The sequence below is a fragment of the Mycetohabitans rhizoxinica HKI 454 genome, assembly GCF_000198775.1.
Taxonomy (GTDB): domain Bacteria; phylum Pseudomonadota; class Gammaproteobacteria; order Burkholderiales; family Burkholderiaceae; genus Mycetohabitans; species Mycetohabitans rhizoxinica.
Genome location: NC_014722.1, coordinates 582,646 through 606,608, shown reverse-complemented (window position 1 = coordinate 606,608; position 23,963 = coordinate 582,646). Strand labels below are relative to the sequence as shown.

Sequence of the window (23,963 nt, the reverse complement as noted above, 5' to 3'; positions counted from 1 at the left end):
CCACGCAGCGCAGGTGATGTCAATCAGACCGCCGCCTCGTTCTCTTCGCCGGTGCGTATCCGAATCACCCGTTCAATGTCAGCGACGAAGATTTTTCCGTCGCCGATCTTGCCGGTACGCGCGGCACCGATGATCGCATCGAGCGTCTGATCGACCTGGTCGTTTGCGACCACGACCTCGATCTTTACCTTCGGCAGGAAGTCGACCACGTACTCCGCACCGCGATAGAGTTCGGTATGCCCTTTTTGCCGACCAAAGCCTTTGACTTCGGTCACGGTCAGTCCGGTCAGGCCCACCTGTGCGAGCGCTTCGCGCACCTCGTCGAGCTTAAACGGCTTGATGATTGCAGTGATACGCTTCATGGTGTGCCTCGCCTGTCCGCTTGAAATGGAATGAAGTTATTCTAACCAGCGCGCGCGGGGCGCGCGAGCGCATGCACGACCCCACCGCCCGCAGCACCGCATCGCGCACCGTGGCGGTGCCGCGCCGTTGCCGCGCATGCTCAGGATGCCTCGCTGAAATGTGATGTAATCGGATAGCGCCAATCCCGACCAAATGCGCGGTGCGTGACGCGAATCCCGATTGGCGCCTGGCGCCGCTTGTATTCATTGATCTTGATCAGCCGCGTGACCCGCTGGACATCGTCGCGAGCATAGCCGGCCGCAACGATGCCCTCCAGCGACCGATCCTCCTCCATGTACATTCGCATGATCGCATCCAGCACTTCATACGGCGGCAGGCTGTCCTGATCGGTCTGGTTCTCGCGCAGCTCGGCCGATGGCGCCCGGGTCAGGATCCGTTCCGGGATAATGTCGCGCGTGGCAAACGTGGTCGCCGCGTTCCGATAGCGGCACAGCCGATACACCAGTGTCTTGGCGATATCCTTGATCACCGCAAAACCACCCGCCATATCCCCATACAACGTGCAATAGCCCACGGCCATCTCACTCTTGTTGCCGGTGGTCAGCACGATCGAGCCGAATTTGTTCGACAGCGCCATTAGCAGCGTACCGCGAATGCGGGCCTGAATGTTCTCCTCGGTGGCGTCTTCGGGCAAGCCAGCAAATTGCGCAGCCAGCGATGCGCGGAACGCGTCGAACATCGGACCGATCGCAATTTCGTCGTAGCGCACGCCAACGCGCCGCGCCATCTCCGCTGCATCGGACATGGACATATCCGCGGTATAGCGGGACGGCATCATGACCGCGCGCACGCGCTCGGCACCCAATGCGTCGCACGCGACGGCCAGTACCAGCGCCGAGTCCACGCCGCCGGACAGCCCGATGATCGCTCCTGGAAATCCGTTTTTGTTCAAGTAATCACGCACGCCGAGCACCAGCGCAGCATAAACCTGCGCCTCGACGCATTCGCGCGGCGCAATCTCGCCACGTTGCGCCTGTGCGCCGTCAAACTCGACAATCGCCGTCTGCTCGACGAATTGCGGCAGGCGTGCCATTAGCTCGCCATGCGCATCGAGCACGAACGAGCCCCCGTCAAACACAAGCTCGTCCTGCGCGCCGACCAGATTTAAGTAGACGGCCGGCATGCCGGTCTCGCGAATGCGCTCGCGCAGAATATCGACGCGCACATCCTCCTTGTTCACGTGATACGGTGAGCCATTGGGCACAAGCAGCACCTGGGCGCCCGCCGCCTTCGCCAGCAACGCGGCCGATGGATGCCACGCATCCTCGCAGATGATGACGCCAAACTTCACGCCCTCCAGCTCGAACACGAACGGTTGCGGATTCGACGCGAAATACCGCTTTTCGTCGAACACCTCGGTATTGGGCAGTTCCTGCTTCCGGTAGGTGCCCACAATTCGACCCTCGGCCAGCAGCGATGCTGCGTTAAACGTGTCCACCGGCGGCACGCCGCGCTCGAGCGGCCTATTTGGATTAACATCGCCTGTCGGTGCACTGCGATACGGATGGCCGACCAACACGCGCAGTCCGGCAAAGCGCGAGAGCTGAGCGGCCAACTCGCTGAGCGCCGCATGGCTTGCCGTGTAAAACGCCGGACGCAGCAACAGGTCTTCGGGCGGATAGCCGGACAGCGCCAGTTCCGGTGCGATCATCAGCGACGCGCCGGCATCATGGGCGGTTTGCGCGGCGGCGACGATTTTCGCGATATTGCCGGCAAAGTCGCCGACGGTCACGTTGATCTGGGCAAGAGCGATTTTCATGGACGAACGATGAGCGAGTTGGCTTCACAGCGCATGGGCGATTATCGCACGCGGATTCTCGCGTCACTGGACGAGGTCAACGCATGCCAATGGAATGCGCTGCTCGCGCGGCAGGCACAGCCCACGCCGTTCTTGCGACATGAATTCCTCCATGCGCTGGATGCAACGCAATGCGCGGTGGCCGACACCGGTTGGCAGGCCCAATTCGTCACGCTGTGGCGCAACGAGGGCCCGGAGTCGCGCGAGGTGCTTGCGGCAGCCGCGCCGCTCTACGTGAAGCAGCATAGCTACGGCGAGTATGTGTTCGACTGGGCGTGGGCCGATGCCTACCAGCGGCACGGACTGCATTACTACCCGAAACTGCTGTGCGCAGTGCCGTTCACGCCGGTGCAGGGCACGCGGCTGCTCGCGGACAACGACGATGCGCGCCGCCATCTGGCGGCCACGCTGCTGGCCGCGGCCGAGCAGGCCCACGTGTCGTCGCTGCACGTGCTGTACCCCTCGCCGCGCGAGGCCGAACTGCTGGTCGAGATGGGCATGCTGCTGCGCGAGGGCGTCCAGTTCCACTGGCTCAACCAAGGCTATCGGAATTTTGACGACTTCCTGTCCACGTTGGAGCAAAAGAAGCGCAAAAACATCCGTGCCGAGCGCCGCCAGGTGCGTGACGCCGGCGTCACGCTGCGCCGCGTGCCCGGCGAGGCCATCACCGCCACACAATGGGCATTTTTCTCGCGGTGCTATCGGCAGACCTATCGCGAGCATCATTCGAGCCCCTACCTGAATCTAGATTTTTTCCGGATGATCGGCGCAACGATGCCTGACAACCTGCTGCTGGTGATCGCCGAGCGCGCTGGCGCGCCGATCGCCAGCGCGCTACTGGTCTATGACCGCGATACATCCGCGTCGCGAGGGCAAGGCCGGGGCACGTTGTACGGACGCTACTGGGGTGCGCTCGAGCACATCCCATGTTTGCACTTCGAGACCGCGTACTACCAACCGCTAGAATTTTGCATCGAGGCCGGCATCGCCACATTTGAGGGCGGCGCCCAAGGCGAGCACAAGATGGCGCGCGGCTTCCTGCCCACCGTCACCCATTCGACGCACTGGCTCGCGCATCCCGCATTCGCGGACGCTGTCGCCCAGTTCCTGAACAGCGAGGCGGGCGGCATACACCGCTATGTGGATGAGTTGCGCGAACACGATCCGTTCCGGCGCGGCGCCGACACGGCATACTGACATGACCTGGCACCTATATTTGATCGAATGCGCGGACGGCAGCATCTACACGGGCATCGCCGTCGACGTGCAGGCTCGCTTCGCCAAGCATCAGGACGGCACCGGCGCCCGCTATACACGCTCGCACAAACCCGTGCGACTGCTCGCTACCTTCGCAATGGCTGACCGCTCCAGCGCGTCACGCGTCGAATATCACGTCAAACGGTTATCCGCCAGCGAGAAGCGGGCACTTGCGCAGGGCCGCCGTCCGTTGCCGCACGCGTAGCAAGGGCCGCGCCTGGCCTCGCCGCAACGCCCACCGCGCGGCGCTCACGCCGATTGTTTGCGCTGGCAAGACAGAGAATTCACAATAATGATCTTTATCCGAGCGGGCCTGCGGCGTAACGTCCGTGCTAGAGAATGCTCGGAACCATCGCCATGACTGCTATTGCAAAACACGCGGATCCTTGGCAGCAGACCGTCCGCTGCCTCGGCGCCCGTGCGCGCGAGAGCGCTGCCGACCGCCCCGCTGTCGCCGTCCCCCCGCTCCAGACCACCCGCCGCACACGCCCGGCACAGCGCGGCAAGCATACCGCCGTGGTGCCGCTTGGGCGGCAGGTCGCGGCCGGCAAGCCGATCATCCGCATCATCGACCGGCCTAGCAGCGTCACCGCCATCGTGTATTGGTCCGATGCGGCGACCTGCCACTATGGTTACCAGGGCTGGCGTGTCGCCACCGCGGAACAGGATGGCCAATGCGCGCTGAGCGGCCAGCCGGTGCGGCGCGGTGATCTCGTGTACCGGCCGGCACAACGCGAGCCCAGGCCCCGCAACGTCGACGCCATGATCCTCGCTAGCGCGATGCCGCAGACGGTCGAAGCCGAAGCCGCTTAGGCGGCTGCGGCCGGTCTCGTCTGAACGACCGGGCGGCGCGCGCCGCCGCGATCCCACACGAACTCGCCGCACCCGCAAAAAACCCGCCGAGTCGGTCCGACCCCGGCGGGTTGTCATCGACAGGCGTGTCGGCCAACGCCGCCGGCACGGCGCGTCGTTTATTGCTCGTTGAAGTTCGCGATGCCGTCGGTAATCTCCTTGTGTGCGGCGGCGATATCTTCCCAGCCTTCGACCTTGACCCACTTGCCTTTTTCGAGCGCCTTGTACTGCTCGAAGAAATGCTTGATCTGGTCCTTCAGATAAGCCGGTACGTCGTCAGCCGATTTCAGGTGCGCGGTCATCGGACAGATCTTGTCGGCCGGCACAGCAATCAGCTTCGCATCCTGGCCGGATTCGTCCGTCATATTCAGCATGCCCAATGCGCGGCAGCGCACGACTGAGCCCGCCAGCAACGGAAAGGGCGTGATCACCAGCACATCGACCGGATCACCATCGCCGGCGAGCGTTCGCGGGATGAACCCGTAGTTGGCCGGATAGCGCATTCCCGTGCCGATGAAACGGTCTACGACGAGCAGGCCCAGATCCTTGTCCGCCTCGTATTTGACTGGGTCGCTTTGCGCCGGAATTTCAATGATGACGTTGAAATCGTGCGGCAGGTCCTTGCCGGGTGGGACGTGATCGAAGCTCATGTCGAATTTCCTGTTAACGATAGAACGAACGATGGAGGCGAAAGCCCGATTATATCAACCGACCTGCTGCGATCGGGTAACGAGGTGTCCGATCCGGCTGCACGGCTTGGCTTTCGTCCGATCATCGCGAACTCGGCGCGATAATGGTCAGCACACCGCAGCCCTCGCGATGATCAACTCGTTAGGCAGTCAGCCGGTTTCGTAAGCCCGTCCCTCATCGGCTGACTCAAAGACCTGACCAGCAGCACGGATTCCGGCATGGACTGGGTGGCGGGTTCCATAGTGCTCGGCTCGCTGGTGACGCTCAGCGTGCCCAAGCGCCTCGTATCGCGCTAGCGGGCGCGGCGGTACAGGACAGCCGTCGCCGGCACGCGCAGACTGCCATCGCCCACGGGTCAGCATGGCGGGGGCGCCAGCCACTGAATACGGCCGCCGTCAGCAAGCGAGCACGCACGCCACTGGCAACCCGTGCATACGATCCGCCAGCGGTCCAATACGGCCATCGCCGCGGCGCCAGCTAAACAACATTCATCGCCGTGGCGCTGGCACGGTAGTGCTCGGCGGCCTGCTGCGCGTTGCCCAACTGCTCATGCAGGCGTGCGAGCGCCCGGTGCGCACGAATCTGCAGCGGCTCATTGTCCGCGGCGAGCTTAAGCGCCTGCTCGAGGAAGGCTTGTGCCTTACCCCACAGCTTTTGCTGCAGGCACAGGCGTCCCAGCGTAAAGGACAGGTCGGGATCGTCCTGACGCTCCTTCTGCCAGGCTTCCGCGCGCTGAATCAACGGCAATGGATCGTCGTCCGCGCAGTCGGCGTAGCGGCGCAGCAGCCTAGGATCCCAATGATGCGCGAGCGCCTCCTCGACGATCTTGCGCGCATCGGCCGGGCGGTTCAGCGCGATCAACAATTCCGCGGCCAAGTCCGCGATACGGGGCGACTGGCGCTCGGCCGCACTCAGCGATTGCCATAGTTGCAGCAGCGCGTCGGGGTTGTGACGCCGATCACGCAGCAGATGCTCGGCGGCGAGTTGCTTCAGGTGCACCGACACCGCCGGGTGGATCGCCTCGCGCTTTTCCAGGGTCTTCACCAGCTTGAGCACTTCCGCCCAGTTCTTCAGCTGCTGCTGCGCACGCAACGCGATTTGCAACGCATGGATGCGCCGCCCACCCTGCGCACGCATCTCGGTCAATGCCGCCAACGCCCCGTCGGCATCACGCGCATCCGCGCGCAATTCGGCGCTGGCCATCAACCTCGCCTCTTGCCAATCGTTGTCGGTCACCTGCGCCAGCCATTCATCGCGACGCGCGAATTCGCGCATGCGATGTGCGGCGGCTGCACCGATCAGGCCGGCTGGCGCCTTATTTGCGTCAAATGCACTGGCCTCGCGCGCGGCGTTCTCCGCGCGAGAAAAACGCCCCGCGTACAAGTTACCAATCGCCTCACGCAGCGCCTGGTGCGCGTTGGCAAGCCGCACGCGTGCCCGGTACGCCGCGACTCGTTCGGGCATTTTCAGCACCGCGCGAATCGAGCGCACGACGATATAGAGCACGACGAACGACACGACCAGCGCCGCCACGAACAAGTTCAGCGAGATATCGATCCGATAAGGCGCCCAAATGATTAGCACCTGCCCCGCGTCGTGTGCGCCGACAAGCGCCAGCAGCACGGCGGTCGCGAATAGTGCCATCAACCACAAGATTGCTCGAATTGCCATCGTTCAGCCTCGGCCCTTGTTCTGATGGATGGCATTCAAACTCGCCTCCAGGTTCGGCAACTCGATGTGCGCCGCACCTTTTTGAACCTGATCGAGCCGCTCACGCGCGTTATGCGTGGCCTGTGCCGACGGATCAAAGTACCGCGCGAGCGCCTGCTGCGCGGCCTGCAAGTCCGCCTTCATCAGCTTCTCGTCGCGCGAGAGCAGCGCGACGCGCGCGCACAGCAGCCGCAGCTTCACATTCTCACGCAACAGATAGCCCTGGTCTGGCGCGACCAGCATCGCGTCCGCGTTGTCGATGCGGCGCACCTGTACGAGACCGGTGAGTTGCGCCATGACGTCGGCCGCGAATGTATGCCACCATACCTTCCAGCGCGGCTCGCCATTGGCAGCGGCCACCTGCGCCACGTCCGCCGGCGTGCCGGTACGCGACTTGAGCGGCACAGCCGGCGCCTCGCCGGCCAACGGCAAGGCGTCCACCTGCGCGATCACATCGTCGAGCTTGATCGCGAGTCCCGCCAGGTCGACGCTTGGCGCAGCCTTCAGCTTGTCGATATCCTGCGCGATCGCCTTGCGCACCGCGATGACCTGCGCGCCCGTTGATGCCGCGAGCCGCGTGTCCGCGCTTTGCAACGCCAACAACGCCAAGCCGACATTGCCGGTTAATTGCAGTTGCTGGCTAGCAGACGAAATTGTCTGCTCGACTTCGGCCAGCGTCCAATCGTCGCGGTCCTTTGCCAAGTCCTGCAACGACGCCTGCAGGGCCTGATGCTGCGTCTGCACGTCGCCGACCCGGCCGGCGAGTTGGGCCAGCTGCGAATCGAGTTGGCGTACCGCGCTCGCGGCCTCGTCGGCCTTGAGCCGAGTGTCGCGGCTTTGCGCGTCGCTGGCCTGCTGGCGCACGATAAGTTGCTGCTGCAGCCGCTCGACCTTGCGTTCGAGCACGTAGCCGCCTGCGCCTGCGCCCGCCAGCACCAACACCGCGCCGATCCAGGCGAGCGCCGTGCTGACTGAGCGGCGGCGGCGCTTCGATTCGTACGGGGGAAAGGGTGCAGCCGGTGGGACGTTGGCCGCGGCAGGGCGCGCCGGTTGCGCTGCTTGCGGCGCCCCACCTGGCGCTGGCTGGGAATCTTTAGAATCTGTCATGCTTAATTGAGCCGATTGCGATTGAGTCTTCGAGAAGGAAGCGGCTTGAGTGATCGGTGAAAACACCGTGCGCAGCGCGCCGACGATCGCTTGATCGCCGGCACCGGACACCGTAATCGTATCAAAACCCGCTTTGCGCGCCGTATCGCCGATGCGCGGATGGGGTGTGACAATCGGGGCGCGCTTGAGCGCGACAATCTCGTCGCGATTCAGATGCTCGCGCGCCAGCTCCTCCAGGTTGCGCACGCCTTCCGAACTGGTCAATACCCAGGCGTGCGGCTGGCCGGCAAGCAGCGCGTGCACGCGTTGCCACGCGTCAAAGCTCGGTTCGGGCAGCCGTCGCTGGTACGCACCGAGCGCCTGGACGATCGCGCCATGCGCACGCAGCGTCTCGGCGAGCAACTCGCGGCCGCCGTCGCCGCGCACCAGCAACACGTGCCGCCCTTGCAACGCGGTGAGCCCGTGCGGCGCAAAGGCGGTGGCAAGCGCGTCGATCAACGCCTCGGAATCGTAGCGCGGCGCATCGCCGCTCGCATACGAGTCGGACGAGACCTGCACCGCAGGGGTATCGTCGCGCCGCGGCGGCTCGCCAGCATAGGAAACACCCGCGCCACCGTCGTACACCGGCGCCTGCAGCGCGACGCGCACCGCATCGCCGGGTGCGATGATTCGATGCGTGTGCGGCTGCACGCCGTGGCGCGCCAACGCCCGCACCGTGCCTGGACCCACGCCAGCGACCGGTACCGTGGTCGGCCACGAGAAAGCGGGCGGCGGCACGGTGGCGGCCGACGCATGCGCCGACGGCGTATCGGCTGACGAGGCGTCCGCCGACAATGCATCCGCGGGCGGTACGTCCACTGGGGATGCGCTTTCCGGCGATGCCTTCGGCCGCGCGGCGGCAAGCGCCGCGAATGCGCGATCCACCGCGTTTGGCGAGACGAATACCGCCAGCGCATAACGCTCGAGGTCGAGCAACCCATCGACCAGCGGCGCATTGTCCGTTGCGTCAGTAATGTCGATCAGCGGAAACTCGAAGCCATCAAGCCCAGTTGCGGCAAGCGCGGTCAGCAGTTCAGCACTCTGTCCTGCCGGGCGCGTAATCACCACAGTCGGACGTGCCGCGACAGGAGCGCCGGCGTCGCCCGCGGCCGCCGACTGCGACGTGGGAGGAAGCGACGCCTGCGTCACGATTGGCCGCCCCCCATCACGCGGCTCCGTCGCGCGACGCGTCAAGCAGTTGCTGCACGATTTGCATCGCACCCTGCGCCTGCAACTGCTGTACCACGTGCAAGCCAAGCGCCAGCGCACCGGCCGTATCCGTCGGCGCCGCGCTGCCCTGCGCGGCCAGTACGCGGCTGCCGTCGGGCGTGGCAACCGACGCCCGCAGTTGCAGCACATCACCCTGCCACTGCGCATACGCGGCGAGCGGCACCTCGCAGCTGCCACCGAGTGCGCGCGACACGGCCCGCTCGGCTTCCACGGCCAGCGCCGTGCGCATGTCGCACAACGGCGCCAGCCACGGGTGCAGATCGGCGCGCGAGGCGCAGATCTCAATGCCGAGCGCCCCCTGACCGGGCGCCGGCAGGCTGTCGGCGGGATCCAGCAGCGTGCGGATCCGCGCTGCGAGGCCAAGCCGCTTGAGCCCAGCGGCCGCGAGGATGATCGCCGCGTAGTCGCCCCGGTCGAGCTTGGCCAGCCGGGTATCCAGATTGCCGCGCAGCGGCTTGATCACCAGATGCGGATAGCGGCTACGCAACATCGCCTCGCGGCGCAGGCTCGATGTCCCCACCACGGCGCCCGCTGGCAATTGCGCCAACGAGGTAAATTGCGACGACACGAACGCATCACGCGGGTCTTCCCGCGTGAGGACAACCGGCAGCGCGAAGCCATCGGGCAGCCTCATCGGTACGTCCTTGAGCGAGTGAACCGCCAGGTCCGCGCGACCATCCGCCAATGCATTCTCCAATTCCTTGACGAACAACCCCTTGCCGCCCACCTTGGACAGCGTGCGATCCAGAATTTGATCGCCGCGAGTGGTCATACCGAGGATCTTTACGTCGCAAGACGGATATAATTTGTGCAGCGCACGGCCCACATGCTCGGCTTGCCACAGCGCAAGCCGGCTCTCACGCGAGGCGATCACCAGCGTCGCGGGCGGTATCGCGCATTGCATCTCGAGACTCAAGTTGACCTCGTACCCAATCGGGATGTGATAACGAATCAAATGGTAGCACGCACCCTTCGGCATCCCGATGCTGCGCGCGGATGCCGGAACCCTTCAATCGCCAGTTTGGGGAATGGCTTGTGACTACTTCCGGATCGGCCGCTGCCGCGCGCCGCAACGCCAAGACCGCCGCTACGGCCTCCCGCACCGCGCCCGCACGGCCGACCCCGACCGTGGGGACGCCGACGGCGCACGCCACGGCATCGCCCACACGCAGCCGCACCCGCGAAGACAAGGACAGGCCGCTGTTCGAGGACATCCGCTTCCTTGGCCGACTGCTTGGTGACGTGGTCCGCGAGCAAGAGGGTGACGCCGTATTCGACGTGGTCGAGACGATCCGCCAGTCGGCGGTGAAATTTCGCCGCGAGGACGACATCGACGCGGCCAAGAAGCTAGACAAGATGCTCAAGGCCCTCACGCCGGAGCAAACGGTCAGCGTGGTGCGCGCATTCAGCTACTTTTCACATCTAGCAAACATCGCCGAGGATCGCCACCATAATCGCCGCCGGCGCATCCATGCGCTGGCCGGCTCCGCACCACAGGCAGGCACCGTCGCCTACGCGCTTGCACGGCTGGCTAAAAGTGGTGGCGAATCGCTGTCCGCGCTAAAGACGTTCTTCGACACCGGGCTGATCGTGCCGGTGCTCACCGCACATCCCACCGAGGTGCAGCGCAAGAGCATCCTGGACGCGCAGCACGACATCGCACGCTTGCTGGCCGAGCATGACCAGCCGCTCACCGCGCGCGAGCGCGCGGCCAACGAAGCGCTGCTGCGCGCCCGCGTCACATCACTGTGGCAAACCCGCATGCTGCGTGATTCACGGCTCACGGTCGCCGACGAGATCGAAAACGCGCTGTCGTACTATCGCACGACCTTCCTGGACGAGATCCCGGCACTGTACGCGGACATCGAACAGGCACTGGCCGAGCACGGCCTGCCCACTCGACTGCCCCCGTTCTTCCAGATGGGTAGTTGGATCGGCGGCGACCGCGACGGCAATCCGAACGTAACGGCGGCCACGCTCGAGCGGGCGATTACGCGCCAGGCGGCGGTGCTCTTCCAACACTATCTGGAACAGGTGCACCGGCTCGGCGCGGAGCTGTCCGTCTCCGAGTTGCTCGCAGGCTCCAGCGACGCGCTGAAGCAACTGGCGGATACCTCGCCCGATACCTCGCCGCACCGCGTAGACGAGCCGTATCGGCGCGCGCTGATCGGTGTCTACGCACGGCTGGCCGCGACTGCGCGCGCGCTGCTCGGCGACGCAGCCGTCTCGATCCGTGGCGAGCACCGCGACGCGGCGCCCTATGCGTCGCCCGACGCATTCCGCGCCGACCTGCAGGTGTTGATCGACTCACTGCAGGCGCGCCACGGCGCGTCGCTTGCCGCCCCGCGGCTGTCACCGCTCGCCCGCGCGGTCGAAGTATTCGGCTTTCATCTTGCGAGCATCGACCTGCGGCAAAGTTCGGATGTCCACGAAACCGTGCTGACCGAGCTGTTTGCCCGTGCCGGCGTGGTCGACGACTATGCCGCGTTGTCCGAGGACGACAAGCTGACGCTGCTGCTGGCTGAACTGGCGCAGCCGCGCGCTTTGCGCCTGCCGTACGCGGAGTACTCGCCGCTGGTGCACAGCGAGCTTGCCGTGCTGGAGGCCACGCGTGTGATACGGCAGCGCTTTGGCGAGCGGGCCGTGCGCAACTACATCATCTCCCATACCGAGACCGTATCGGACCTGGTCGAAGTGATGCTGCTGCAAAAGGAAACCGGCCTGATGCACGGCAGCATGCCCGCCTGCGGGGCCGCGGCGGGCAATGGCCAGCACGCAACCCATGCTGGGCAGGGTGCGCCGCGCGTCAGTTTAATGGTGATTCCCCTGTTCGAGACAATCGCCGACCTGCGTCACGCGCCGCGCATCATGCAAGCGCTGCTGGCGCTGCCGGGCATGGACTCGATCGTGCGCCACCAGGGCGGCGAACAGGAAGTGATGCTCGGCTACTCGGACAGCAACAAGGACGGTGGCTTCCTCACGTCGAACTGGGAACTGTATCGGGCCGAACTGGCGCTGGTCGCGCTGTTCCGCGAGCGCGGCGTGAGGCTACGACTGTTTCACGGCCGGGGCGGCACAGTTGGGCGCGGCGGCGGCCCGACCTATCAGGCGATCCTGTCGCAGCCACCGGGCACAGTGGATGGGCAGATCCGGTTGACCGAGCAAGGCGAGGTGATTGCCAGCAAGTTCGGCAATCCGGAAATCGGCCGCCGCAATCTTGAGACCGTGGTAGCCGCGACGCTGGAGGCGACGTTGCAGCCACATGCCCAGTCACCGCGCGCGCTGCCGCAGTTCGAGGCCCTGATGCAGACGCTGTCAGACGCGGCGATGTCAGCATACCGCACGCTCGTGTACAAGACCCCGGGCTTCACCGACTATTTCTTCGAGTCCACGCCGATTGCCGAGATTGCAGAACTCAATATCGGCAGCCGCCCCGCCTCGCGCAAGCTGCACGATCCCAAGCATCGCCGCATCGAGGACTTGCGCGCGATTCCATGGGGCTTCTCGTGGGGTCAATGCCGGCTGCTGCTTACCGGCTGGTACGGCTTTGGCAGCGCGATTAGCGCGTACCTGGATGCTGCGCCGGATGCGCTGGACCGGGAAAAGCGCGTGGCGCTGCTGCGCAAAATGGTCAAGACGTGGCCGTTCTTCTCGAACCTGCTGTCCAACATGGACATGGTGCTCGCTAAGTCAGATCTGGCGGTCGCGTCGCGCTATGCGCAACTCGTGCCGGACAAGAAGCTTCGCAAGCAGGTATTCGGCCAGATCGTCGCCGAATGGCATCGCACCACGGACGCGCTCGCGCAGATCACCGGCCATTCGTCGCGGCTGGCGGACAATCCGCTGCTCGCCCGCTCGATCAAGAACCGCTTCCCGTACCTCGATCCGCTGAACCACTTGCAGGTCGAACTGCTGCGCCGGCACCGCGCGGGCACCACGAACGCACGACTGCGCCGCGGCATTCACTTGACGATCAATGGGATCGCCGCAGGGTTGCGTAATACGGGCTGACGCCGGCATGCTGGCCGATACGGCGTGAACCTGCGTATGACGTGAACCCGCATAGGGCATGAGCCTGTACATACGACGTGAGCCTATACAATACGCCTCTGCGTTGTACCGATACAAGATCGCTTACTATTCCGTATCGATGACTTCCCGGATCATGGCGACCGCTTTGCCTGCTGCATCGGGTGCCGCGCGTCGCGGCGCCCGCGAATCCACTTCTCGCGCCGACGCGTCAGCCGCGCGCGCGCTCGGCGACTTCATCCGCTCGCATCGTGAACGGCTCACGCCGGCCGACGTCGGCCTGCCGCGCGGGACGCGGCGCCGCACGCCGGGCCTGCGGCGCGAGGAAGTGGCGCAGTTGTGCGACGTCAGCGCCACCTGGTACACGTGGATCGAGCAGGGCCGCCCCGTATCGGCATCCGCCGACGCGCTGGCGCGGATCGCCGTCGCATTGCGGCTGTCGCGCGCGGAACGAGCCTATCTGTTCGAGCTTGCCGCGCAGCGCGATCCCGCCGAGCCGGACGCGGGCGCAACCGACGTGCCCGCGGCACTGCTGGCCAGCGTCGGACTGATCGCCGCCCCCGCCTACGTGCTGGACCCGCAGTGGAACGCGCTCGCCTGGAACGCGGCGGCGGCGGAATTGTTCATCGGCTGGCTCGACGCGGCCAAGCCGGCCGCGACCGCCGGCGTGCTGGTTCCCCGGGACGCGCAAGGCAGCGGCACCAACCTGCTGCGCTATACCTTCACCTCGCCGGCCGCGCGCACGCTAATCGTCGACTGGGAAACTCGTGCACGCCGGCTCGTCGCCGAATTCCGCGCCGACTCAATCCGACATTTGAACGATGCACCCACGCGCACGCTACTCGACACGTTGGTGGCGCAATGCGACCCGTTCGCGCGCTTCTGGGCATCGCAGGACGTGTTTGAGCGCGAAGGCGGCCGGCGCGAATTCGATCATCCGGTGCGCGGGCGCATCGCCTACGATCAGATCACCTTCGTGCCGGCCCAGCGCGACGACATGAAACTCGTGGTGCTGATCGCGCAACATGAACCGCGCCGCGAAGCCACCACCGCGGCCGTCGCGCACGACGCCGGTGCCACGCTGCCGCGATGCTAAAATGCCTGTCTTTGCCGCACGGCGGTGCGGCGAGCGGCACCCTCCACTATTGCGGCATCCTGTCATGACTTCCCAATTGCACAAAAAGGGCGAAGCCTGGTCGGCGCGTTTTTCCGAGCCGATGTCAGAACTCGTCAAGCGCTATACGTCGTCCGTGTTCTTCGATAAGCGGCTCGCGCTCGTCGACATCGAGGGTCTCGCTCGCGCACGCGGCGATGCTCGGCGCGCAACGGATCATCAGCGACGACGACGTCGCGGCGATCCGCAAAGGCATGGAACAGATCCGCGGCGAGATCGAGCGCGGCGAATTCGAATGGCAACTGGACCTCGAAGACGTCCACCTGAACATCGAGGCCCGGCTGACCGCGCTAATTGGCGACGCGGGCAAGCGGCTGCACACTGGGCGCTCGCGCAACGACCAGGTCGCCACCGACATCCGGCTTTGGCTGCGCGGCGAGATTGACCGGATCAGCGCGCTGCTCAAGGGTTTGCGAGGCGCGCTGCTCGAGCTTGCGGAACGGTATGCCGACACGATCCTGCCGGGCTTCACGCACCTGCAGGTCGCGCAACCGGTGACCTTCGGCCACCATCTGCTAGCGTACGTGGAGATGTTTGCGCGCGACACCGAGCGGATGCTCGACTGCCGTAAGCGGGTCAACCGGCTGCCGTTGGGCGCCGCGGCGCTCGCGGGCACCAGCTATCCGATCGAGCGCGAGCAAGTCGCCAGGACGCTCGGCTTTGACGGCGTCTGCGCCAATTCGCTCGATGCGGTGTCGGACCGGGACTTCGCGATCGAATTCACGGCAGCCGCGGCGCTCATCATGACGCACGTGTCGCGGCTGTCCGAGGAGTTGGTGCTGTGGATGAGCCCGCGAGTCGGCTTCATCGATCTGGCCGACCGTTTCTGCACCGGCTCGTCGATCATGCCGCAGAAGAAAAACCCCGACGTGCCGGAGCTAGCACGCGGCAAAACCGGCCGCGTGAACGGCCACCTGATCGCGCTGCTCACGCTCATGAAGGGCCAGCCGCTCGCGTACAACAAGGACAATCAAGAAGACAAAGAGCCGCTGTTCGATACCGTTGACACGGTGGCCGACACGCTGCGCATCTTCACCGAAATGGTCGCCGGCATCACCGTCAAGCCGGATACGATGCGGGCCGCGGCGCTGCAGGGCTTTTCGACGGCGACTGATCTGGCCGATTACCTCGTCAAGCGTGGCTTGCCGTTTCGCGACGCACACGAGGCGGTGGCGCATGCGGTACGAGTTTGCGTGGACCGGCGCTGTGACCTGGCGGACCTGACGCTCGATCAGTTGCGCGTCGAGTTGCCCAAAGTCGCGGCGCTGCTAGGTGACGACGTGTTCGACTACCTGACACTGGAAGGCTCGGTCGCCAGCCGCAATCACGTGGGTGGCACAGCACCGCAGCAGGTGCGGGCCGCGATCGCAACAGCACGCGCCGCGCTGTCTCATTAACGGCGGCGCGCGGCGGCTATTGGCTGGCTAGCGCCATCGGCACCGCCCGCCGGCCCGAGGGCCGGCGCCCCGCTCAGGGCCGCACACAATCCACAAAGTACTTGACGTTGCCGCCGACCACTTCGGTGACCAGCCCGTGGATATCGGTATGAAAGCCGGGGAACCGCGCATTGAAGTCGCGCGCGAACCTCAGGTAGCGCACGATGGTCTCGTTGAACCGCTCACCTGGAATCAACAGCGGAATGCCCGGCGGATACGGCGTAAGCAAGATGCTGGTGACGCGGCCCTCGAGGTCGTCGATCGGCACGCGATCGATCTCGCGGTGCGCGATCTTCGAGAACGCGTCGGTCGGGCGCATTGCCGGCTCCATGTCGGACAGGTACATCTCGGTCGTCAGCCGCGCGATGTCATTGTCACGATACACGCTGTGAATCTGCTCGCACAGGTCGCGCAGCCCGACGCGCTCGTACATGGGATACTGCGCAACGAACTCCGGCAACACGCGCCATAGCGGCTGGTTTCGATCGTAGTCGTCCTTGAACTGCTGCAATTCGGTGACCATCGAGTTCCAGCGGCCCTTGGTGATGCCGATCGTGAACATGATGAAGAACGAGTACAGCCCGGTCTTCTCGACGATGATGCCGTGCTCGGCCAGATAGCGGGTGACGATCGCCGCCGGAATGCCCGTTTCGCCGAACTCGCCGTCCACGTCCAGCCCCGGCGTGATGATCGTCGCCTTGATCGGGTCCAGCATGTTGAAGCCTTCGGCCAGGTTGCCGAAACCATGCCAGCGGTCGTTCGGCCGCAATATCCAGTCCTCGCGCGAACCAATGCCCTCGGTGACGAGCTGATCAGGCCCCCACACCTTGAAGAACCAATCGTCGCCATATTCGGCAGCGACCTTGCGCATCGCGCGACGGAAATCAAGCGCCTCGGCAATCGACTCCTCGACAAGCGCGGTGCCGCCGGGCGGCTCCATCATCGCCGCAGCCACATCGCACGACGCAATGATCGCGTATTGCGGGCTGGTCGAGGTGTGCATCAGGTACGCCTCGTTGAAGCGATGCCGATCAAAGCGCGGCAACTGCGAATCCTGCACCAGGATCTGCGACGCCTGCGAGATGCCAGCCAGCAGCTTGTGCGTCGAATGGGTCGCGAACACCAGCGCGTCGGTCCGGCGGGCGCTCTGCCCGATCGCATGCATGTCCTGATAGAACGGGTGGAACTCGGCGTGCGGCAGCCAGGCCTCGTCAAAGTGCAGTGTGTCGATCGTGTCGCCAAGCAGGTCCTTGATCATCTCGACGTTGTAGAGGACGCCATCGTAGGTGCTTTGCGTGATCGTCAGAATCCGCGGCTTAAGCTTCGGGTTTTTCGCGAGCGCCTCGCGCGCAAACGGATTCGCGTCGATCTTGCGGCGGATGTTCTCCGGTTGGAACTCATCGCGCGGGATCGGCCCGATGATGCCGAAATGGTTGCGGGTGGGCGTCAGGAAAACCGGGATCGCGCCAGTCATCGTGATCGCGTGCAGGATCGACTTGTGGCAGTTGCGGTCCACCACAACGATGTCGCCCGGCGCGACGGTGGCGTGCCAAACGATTTTGTTCGACGTGGACGTGCCGTTAGTCACAAAAAACAGGTGATCGGCGCTGAAGATGCGCGCCGCATTGCGCTCGGACGCGGCCACCGGCCCGGTATGGTCCAGTAGTTGCCCAAGCTCGTCTACGGCGTTGCACACGTCCGCGCGCAGCATGTTCTCGCCAAAGAACTGGTGAAACATCTGGCCAAGCGGACTCTTCAGGAACGCGACGCCTCCGGAATGACCCGGGCAATGCCACGAATACGAGCCTTCGTCCGCGTACTTGACCAGCTCCTTAAAGAAGGGCGGCGCTAACGAATCCAGGTACACCTTCGCCTCGCGAATGATATGCCGCGCAACGAACTCAGGCGTATCCTCGAACATATGAATGAAGCCGTGCAACTCGCGCAGGATGTCGTTCGGAATGTGACGCGACGTGCGCGTCTCGCCGTACAGGAAAATTGGGATGTCGGCGTTGCGACGCCGCACCTCGGCGACGAACGAGCGCAGCGCCAGGATCGCGTTGGCAAGCTCGGGCACCTGGTCGTGCGTCGCGGCGACCTCGTCGACCAGCGCAATCTCGTCGTCATCGATCGACAGGATGAAGCAAGACGCGCGGCTGGATTGCTGCGCGAACGAGGTCAGATCACCGTAGCTCGTCAGGCCAAGCACCTCGACCCCCTCGCGCTCGATCGCCTCGGCCAGCGCGCGGATACCCGAGCCGGAGATGTTCTCCGAGCGAAAATCCTCGTCGATGATGACGACAGGGTAGCGAAACTTCATCGGTGACTCTCCAAAAACAAACCGCTGCACTCTATCGTTCGAGTAAGCAGCGGCCGCAACATGCCGGAATGCGCCACGCCGCGTAGCGCGGCGGCGCGCGAAAACTCAGGTCTTGGGCAGCGTGACGCCATGCTGGCCCTGGTACTTACCGCGACGGTCCGCATAGGATGTCTCGCAGACTTCGTCGCTCTCAAAGAACAGCACCTGCGCCACGCCTTCGTTCGCGTAGATCTTCGCCGGCAGTGGTGTCGTGTTAGAAAACTCCAGCGTCACGTGCCCTTCCCATTCGGGCTCGAACGGCGTGACGTTGACAATGATCCCGCAGCGCGCATACGTTGATTTGCCCAGGCACACGGTCAGCACGTTGCGCGGAATGCGGAAGTACTCGACGGTGCGTGCCAGCGCGAACGAGTTCGGCGGGATGATGCACACGTCGCCCTTGAAGTCGACAAAGGACTTCTCGTCGAAGTTCTTCGGATCGACGATCGTCGAGTTGATGTTAGTGAAGATTTTGAATTCGTCCGCACAGCGGATGTCGTAGCCGTAGCTCGACGTGCCGTAGCTGACGATCTTATGGCCATCCGGCGCGACGCGCACCTGATCCGGCGCGAATGGCTCGATCATGCTGTACTGCTCGGCCATGCGCCGGATCCATTTATCGGATTTGATCGTCATACGTGCAATCGAAAGGCGGCAGGGCCGCGGGTTGAAAACGAGCGAACGGGGGTTGGCGCCGCCGCCTCATCGCAGCGTGGCCATCTCATCGCAGCGTGACCATTATTTGCGAATGATGCCGCAGCCCAGCGCGGGACCGGCGTCGCGAGGCGGAAACGCATAATAGTCCTGCGCGTCGCGGTGCACGATCAGCGCGCGGCCGACCACCGAGCGCACGCCGTCCAGTGACACGTCCGGCGACACGATGAACCCGGCCGCCACGCCATTCGCGTCCGCATGCAAGTTCACCAGGTCACCTTCGAGCCGGATCCCCTGCTTCAGGCGCTCAGCCCCGGGGCTGAACACCCCACCTGCGGCGCCCGGCGAATGGCAGTCGCCGCGCTCATGGATCTGCAGCGCATGATCGCTGTCCGGCGGCAGCCCGCTCAGGTTGTAGGTCACCTGCACGCCGTCAGCATGCTCGATCAACGTGACCGTGCCGCGTGCGGCATGGCCGGCCGCCGGCACGATCTGGACGTCGGCACGCTTGTCGTGACTGCCGAAGAGCAACGCACACCCGGCCAGCATCACGCTGGTCGCGAGCAGCGTGATGATCGTGCCGGCAAGACGCCATCCCAATCGCGGTTCCATTAAGCCTCAGGGTACTGAACAAGCCGCAATGATACCGCGTCTGGCACATCTGGCGAGGCGTCCACACTAGAGGAGGTCACAGAACCGCGTCAGGTGTTCTGGACGACGATGGTCGGGAACTTCGAGCTCATGTCACGCGACAGCTTCGCAATCCGGATTGCGACCTGGCGGGCCATGTCGTGATACAGACCGGCGATGCGTCCGTGCGGGTCGGCGACCACCGTCGGACGCCCCGCATCGGCCTGCTCGCGGATCGCCGATATCCAGTGGCAAACTGCCTAGGAACGGCACGCCATACTGTGCGCAGAGGCGCTCGCCGCCACCGGCGCCGAAGATCGGCTCGGCGTGGCCGCAGTGCGAGCAGATATGGATGCTCATGTTCTCGACGACGCCTAAAATCGGCACGCCGACCTTCTCAAACATTTTCAGGCCTTTTCGCGCGTCCAGCAGCGCAATGTCCTGCGGCGTCGTGACGATCACCGCACCGGTCACCGGCACCCGCTGCGCGAGCGTGAGCTGGATATCGCCAGTGCCGGGCGGCATGTCGACGATTAGATAGTCCAGGTCGCGCCAATTCGTCTGCCGCAACAACTGCTCGAGCGCGGACGTGACCATCGGCCCGCGCCACACCATCGGGTTGTCCTGCTCGACCAAGAAGCCGATCGAATTAGCCTGTACACCATGGCCTTCGAGCGGAATCATTGTCTTGCCGTCCTCGGATGCCGGACGGCCGTCGATGCCGAGCATCGTCGGCTGCGACGGGCCGTAGATGTCCGCGTCCAGCACGCCGACCGACGCGCCCTCGGCGGCCAGCGCAAGCGCGAGGTTCGCGGCCGTGGTGCTCTTGCCGACCCCACCCTTGCCGGAGGCGACCGCGACGATATTGCGCACGTTCGGCAGCAACTGCACACCACGTTGTACCGCATGCGCCACGATCTGATGGGATACCGCCACGTGCAGATGCGCCACGCCCTGCACGGCGCGCAGCGCCTGTTCAACACGCGCTTGGATCAGCGCATACTGGCTCTTGGCCGGGTAGCCCAGCACGACCTCGAGTGATACCGTGTCGCCGTCAATCGCGACGTTGCGCACGCCTTTGCCCGCCGTTATCGGCTCTGCGGTGTTCGGGTCGATCACGCCGTGCAGCACAGCGTCGATCTGGGCCCTGTCGATTGTCATCGTTGCTCCGTTACTTAAAGTGTTCCATCCGCTCGTCCAACACCTGCCGTGTGCATCGAACCTTGCGCGCGGGGTCGCGTCGAACCTTACGCCGGAAATTGCAAAAAATTGTTGCGTGGCGTTGCCAAACGGCGCTTCACGCGGCACGCTGCGCAACCAGCGGCTGTTCCGACATGGATCAGCAGCTGTTCTGACATTGTAGTGGCATGAAGCCTGCCTGCGAGGCTTGGGGCGCGCCCGTCGGGAAATCGCGCTTCAATGCCACACGCAAGCGTCGCTCCCGGCGGTGTGCTGTGCACATCGGTCCCATCCATTTAACCCATGAGGTGTCATATGAACGCGAAACTCACCCTCCGCCTTCCGCTGCAATGGTCGGTCCTCGCGGTGGCGGGCGCGCTGCTGGCCGGCTGCCAGACGCCGCAAGGCGGCAACGCGGCGGTTGGCACCGGCGTCGGCGCGGCCACTGGCGCCGGACTCGGTGCAATCTTTGGCGGCGGCAAGGGGGCAGCGATCGGCGCTGCGGCCGGCGCCGCGGTCGGAGGCATGACCGGGTACAACTGGCAAGCGATCAAGAACAAGCTGTCGGGCGCCACCGCGGGCACCGGCACCCAGGTGTCCGAGCAACCGGACGGCTCGCTGAAGCTCAATATCCCAAGCTCGGTCTCCTTCGACACAAACAGCTACGCAATCAAACCTTCATTTACACCCGTGCTCGACCAGGTGGCGCAGACCCTGACCCAGCATCCCGAGTTGGTGGCACACGTGGTCGGACACACCGACAGCACCGGCCAGCCGCGCTACAACCAGATGCTGTCGCAGGAACGTGCGCAAAGCGTCGCGCAATACCTGGCGCTGCACGGCGTCGCCGCGCAGCGGCTGGCCGCCGAGGGCCGCGGACAGTCACAGCCGATTGCGGACAACAGCACGGAGGCTGGCCGCGCGCAGAACCGGCGCGTGGAAATCTACCTGCGGGCTACGTTACAACCGCGCGGGTGATAAAACCCTAATTTTTTGTCTCCGCAATGTCAGCCGCCGCGACACGCGGCGGCAAACCGGCCGTTGTTAATTTTAAATTTTTTCGAACTCCGCAGCCGATTCAATGTCTGTTCATATGGTGCGTGGCGGCGATACCGTTACGTCACCATTCTCCTCTTGTCGTTGTTGCTCCGGGGCTCGAAGCCCCGGTTTTTTTTAGCATCGCACAGCCGCTCTTGCGACCGTGTCATCGCAGTCACGCCTGCTAAAATCGGCGCTCCATCCCGTTTTCGTCGAATCAAACGCTCTATCCGCCATGTCAGCTCCCGTCTCCGCCGGCGCGCCGCGCCGCATGCTCGTCACCTCCGCGCTGCCGTACGCGAACGGCCCAATCCATATCGGCCATCTTGTTGAATATATCCAGACCGACATCTGGGTGCGCGCGATGCGAATGCACGGTCACGAGGTGTACTACGTCGGCGCGGACGATACTCATGGCACGCCGATCATGCTGCGCGCGCAGTCCGAGGGCATCACGCCACGGCAGTTGATCGAGCGCGTCTGGCAGGAACATAAGCGCGATTTCGACCATTTCGGTATCTCGTTCGACAATTACTACTCGACGGACTCGGACGAGAACCGGGTGTTGTCCGAGACCATTTTCACCGCACTTCACGATGCCGGATTGATCGCGGCGCGCGATATCGAACAAGCGTATGACCCGGTCAAGGAGATGTTCCTGCCAGACCGCTTCATCAAGGGCGAATGCCCGAAATGCAGTGCGAAGGATCAATATGGCGACAGTTGCGAGGTGTGTGGGTCGACGTACCAGCCGACCGAACTGGTCAAGCCGTATTCAGTGTTGTCCGGCGCGACGCCGGTGAAAAAAACGTCGACGCACTATTTCTTCAAGCTGTCCGATCCGCGCTGCGAGACTTTCCTGCGCGGTTGGGTCAGCCAGCTCGCGCAGCAGGAGGCGACCAACAAGCTGCGCGAGTGGCTCGGCGAGGACGGCGACGCGACGCTCGCCGACTGGGACATCTCACGCGATGCACCGTACTTCGGCTTCGAGATCCCGGGCGCGCCCGGCAAGTACTTCTACGTGTGGCTCGATGCACCGGTCGGCTACTATGCCAGCTTCAAGAACCTGTGCGAGCGGCGTGGCTTGAACTTTGAAGAATGGGTCCGTCCGGGCTCGACCACCGAGCAATACCACTTCATCGGCAAGGACATCCTGTATTTCCACACGCTGTTCTGGCCTGCCATGCTGCAATTCTCCGGCCACCGCACGCCGACCAACGTGTTCGCGCATGGCTTCCTGACCGTGGACGGCACGAAGATGTCCAAGTCGCGCGGTACCTTCATCAACGCGAACAGCTACATCACGACCGGTTTGGATCCGCAATGGCTGCGATACTACCTCGCCGCGAAGCTTAACAGCACGATGGAGGACATCGACCTAAACCTCGACGACTTCCAGGCGCGTGTGAACAGCGACCTGGTCGGCAAATACGTGAACATCGCGAGCCGCGCCGCCGGTTTCCTGGTTAAGCGGTTTGATGCACGCGTGCAGGACAGCGCGATGAACCATCCGCTGCTGGTCCGGCTGCGCGACGCAATCCCGACGATCGCGGCGCACTACGAAAGCCGCGAATACAGCCGCGCACTGCGCCAAACGATGGAGTTAGCAGACGCCGTCAACGCGTACGTGGATGCCGCCAAGCCTTGGGAACAGGCCAAGGATCCCGCCAATGCGGTGGCGTTGCACGAGACGTGCAGCGTCAGTCTCGAGGCATTCCGGTTGCTCACGCTGGCGCTTAAGCCCGTATTGCCGAAACTCGCCGAATCGGTCGAGACATTCCTCTCGATCGAGCCGCTCAAATGGGCCGACGTCTCAGTGCCGCTATCGTCGGCGCGGCCGATCCGGCCGTACCAGCATCTCATGCGGCGCGTGGACCCCAAGCAGATCGACGCGCTGCTTGCCGCCAACCGCCAGTCATTGCAGCCGGCCACGGACACGGCCACGGCCGCCACCACGGCGGGCACGGTCAAGTCGTGCGGCGCCCACGACACGTCAGCAAACGGCGAGGGCTTCATCACGATCGACGATTTTGCAAAGATCGACCTACGCATTGCGCGCATCGTCGACTGCAAGGCGGTGGAAGGGTCCGACAAACTGTTGCACCTGACCCTGGACGTGGGCGAGGCGAGCACGCGCAATGTATTCTCCGGAATTAAGGCGGCCTACCGCCCCGAGGAGTTGATCGGCAAGCTGACCGTGATGGTTGCGAACCTCGCACCGCGCAAGATGAAGTTCGGCGTGTCCGAAGGCATGGTATTGGCCGCGTCGGCGGCGGATGAGAAAAAGGAACCCGGCATCTACGTGCTCGAGCCGCACAGCGGTGCAAAGCCCGGCATGCGAGTCAAATAGTGCGCTGG

Annotated in this window: 16 protein-coding genes and 2 pseudogenes; 8 read left to right on the top strand and 10 right to left on the bottom strand. The window is 64.4% G+C overall.

The window, feature by feature from the left end; translation table 11 throughout:
* Positions 1–23: 23 nt before the first annotated feature.
* Both RBRH_RS02645 and RBRH_RS02640 read right to left on the bottom strand, forming a co-directional pair.
* A complete protein-coding gene (locus RBRH_RS02645) occupies positions 24–362 on the bottom strand; it encodes a P-II family nitrogen regulator (RefSeq protein ID WP_013434392.1) in 339 nt (112 codons plus the stop codon).
* A gap of 140 nt (positions 363–502) precedes the next feature.
* Entirely contained in the window at positions 503–2,182 is a 1,680-nt protein-coding gene (locus tag RBRH_RS02640; protein WP_013434390.1) for an NAD+ synthase, read from the bottom strand.
* A gap of 9 nt (positions 2,183–2,191) precedes the next feature.
* Between RBRH_RS02640 and RBRH_RS02635 the strand changes: the two genes are divergently transcribed.
* The 3 genes from RBRH_RS02635 (at position 2,192) to RBRH_RS02625 (ending at position 4,291) form a co-directional block, all read left to right on the top strand.
* The gene (locus RBRH_RS02635; protein WP_013434389.1) at positions 2,192–3,418 is read left to right on the top strand and encodes a GNAT family N-acetyltransferase; all 1,227 of its coding nucleotides are present in this window, start codon (positions 2,192–2,194) and stop codon (positions 3,416–3,418) included.
* A 1-nt stretch (position 3,419) separates the two neighbouring features.
* Positions 3,420–3,683, top strand: coding sequence for a GIY-YIG nuclease family protein (locus tag RBRH_RS02630; protein WP_049786340.1), 264 nt, complete (start codon positions 3,420–3,422; stop codon positions 3,681–3,683).
* 152 nt (positions 3,684–3,835) lie between these two features.
* Positions 3,836–4,291: a DUF3331 domain-containing protein gene (locus RBRH_RS02625; RefSeq protein WP_041753107.1), complete on the top strand. Its 456-nt coding sequence runs from the start codon at positions 3,836–3,838 to the stop codon at positions 4,289–4,291.
* A gap of 158 nt (positions 4,292–4,449) precedes the next feature.
* Here the strand turns inward: RBRH_RS02625 and ppa are convergent, their stop codons facing one another.
* The 4 genes from ppa to hemC all read right to left on the bottom strand — a co-directional run bounded on the left by ppa (position 4,450) and on the right by hemC (position 10,010).
* Positions 4,450–4,980: an inorganic diphosphatase gene (gene ppa / locus RBRH_RS02620; protein ID WP_013434386.1), complete on the bottom strand. Its 531-nt coding sequence runs from the start codon at positions 4,978–4,980 to the stop codon at positions 4,450–4,452.
* Positions 4,981–5,497: 517 nt separating this feature from the next.
* Positions 5,498–6,691, bottom strand: coding sequence for a heme biosynthesis protein HemY (locus tag RBRH_RS02615; RefSeq protein WP_013434384.1), 1,194 nt, complete (start codon positions 6,689–6,691; stop codon positions 5,498–5,500).
* 3 nt (positions 6,692–6,694) lie between these two features.
* Positions 6,695–9,070, bottom strand: a complete 2,376-nt coding sequence (gene hemDX, locus RBRH_RS02610) for a fused uroporphyrinogen-III synthase HemD/membrane protein HemX (protein ID WP_255743447.1) — start codon at positions 9,068–9,070, stop codon at positions 6,695–6,697.
* The gene (hemC, locus tag RBRH_RS16135) at positions 9,042–10,010 is read right to left on the bottom strand and encodes a hydroxymethylbilane synthase (RefSeq protein ID WP_157864457.1); all 969 of its coding nucleotides are present in this window, start codon (positions 10,008–10,010) and stop codon (positions 9,042–9,044) included. The genes hemDX and hemC overlap by 29 nt, the downstream gene beginning before the upstream one ends.
* Before the next feature lie 131 nt (positions 10,011–10,141).
* Between hemC and ppc the strand changes: the two genes are divergently transcribed.
* From ppc to argH, 3 genes and pseudogenes are all read left to right on the top strand, one after another.
* Positions 10,142–13,117, top strand: a complete 2,976-nt coding sequence (gene ppc, locus RBRH_RS02605) for a phosphoenolpyruvate carboxylase (protein WP_041754060.1) — start codon at positions 10,142–10,144, stop codon at positions 13,115–13,117.
* 154 nt (positions 13,118–13,271) lie between these two features.
* Positions 13,272–14,231, top strand: a complete 960-nt coding sequence (locus tag RBRH_RS02600) for a helix-turn-helix transcriptional regulator (protein WP_370645061.1) — start codon at positions 13,272–13,274, stop codon at positions 14,229–14,231.
* A 64-nt stretch (positions 14,232–14,295) separates the two neighbouring features.
* Positions 14,296–15,706 (top strand): annotated as a pseudogene (argH, locus tag RBRH_RS02595) (argininosuccinate lyase).
* A 73-nt stretch (positions 15,707–15,779) separates the two neighbouring features.
* On the opposite strand, the gene RBRH_RS02590 reads toward argH, so the two are convergent.
* The 4 genes and pseudogenes from RBRH_RS02590 to apbC form a co-directional block, all read right to left on the bottom strand.
* A complete protein-coding gene (locus tag RBRH_RS02590; protein WP_041753106.1) occupies positions 15,780–18,065 on the bottom strand; it encodes an arginine/lysine/ornithine decarboxylase in 2,286 nt (761 codons plus the stop codon).
* Positions 18,066–18,170: 105 nt separating this feature from the next.
* A complete protein-coding gene (gene dcd, locus RBRH_RS02585) occupies positions 18,171–18,740 on the bottom strand; it encodes a dCTP deaminase (RefSeq protein WP_013434378.1) in 570 nt (189 codons plus the stop codon).
* A 102-nt stretch (positions 18,741–18,842) separates the two neighbouring features.
* A complete protein-coding gene (locus RBRH_RS02580) occupies positions 18,843–19,370 on the bottom strand; it encodes a superoxide dismutase family protein (protein ID WP_013434377.1) in 528 nt (175 codons plus the stop codon).
* Between the two features lie 89 nt (positions 19,371–19,459).
* Positions 19,460–20,549, bottom strand: a pseudogene (apbC, locus tag RBRH_RS02575) (iron-sulfur cluster carrier protein ApbC).
* 333 nt (positions 20,550–20,882) lie between these two features.
* On the opposite strand from apbC, the gene RBRH_RS02565 reads away from it, so the two are divergent.
* Positions 20,883–21,545 carry a YiaD family glycine zipper/OmpA-like lipoprotein gene (locus RBRH_RS02565; RefSeq protein ID WP_041753102.1) on the top strand — a complete coding sequence of 221 codons (663 nt, stop codon included), beginning with the start codon at positions 20,883–20,885 and terminating at the stop codon, positions 21,543–21,545.
* A 295-nt stretch (positions 21,546–21,840) separates the two neighbouring features.
* On the top strand, positions 21,841–23,955 hold the full coding sequence (gene metG, locus RBRH_RS02560; RefSeq protein WP_041753101.1) for a methionine--tRNA ligase: 2,115 nt from the start codon (positions 21,841–21,843) through the stop codon (positions 23,953–23,955).
* Positions 23,956–23,963: the final 8 nt, after the last annotated feature.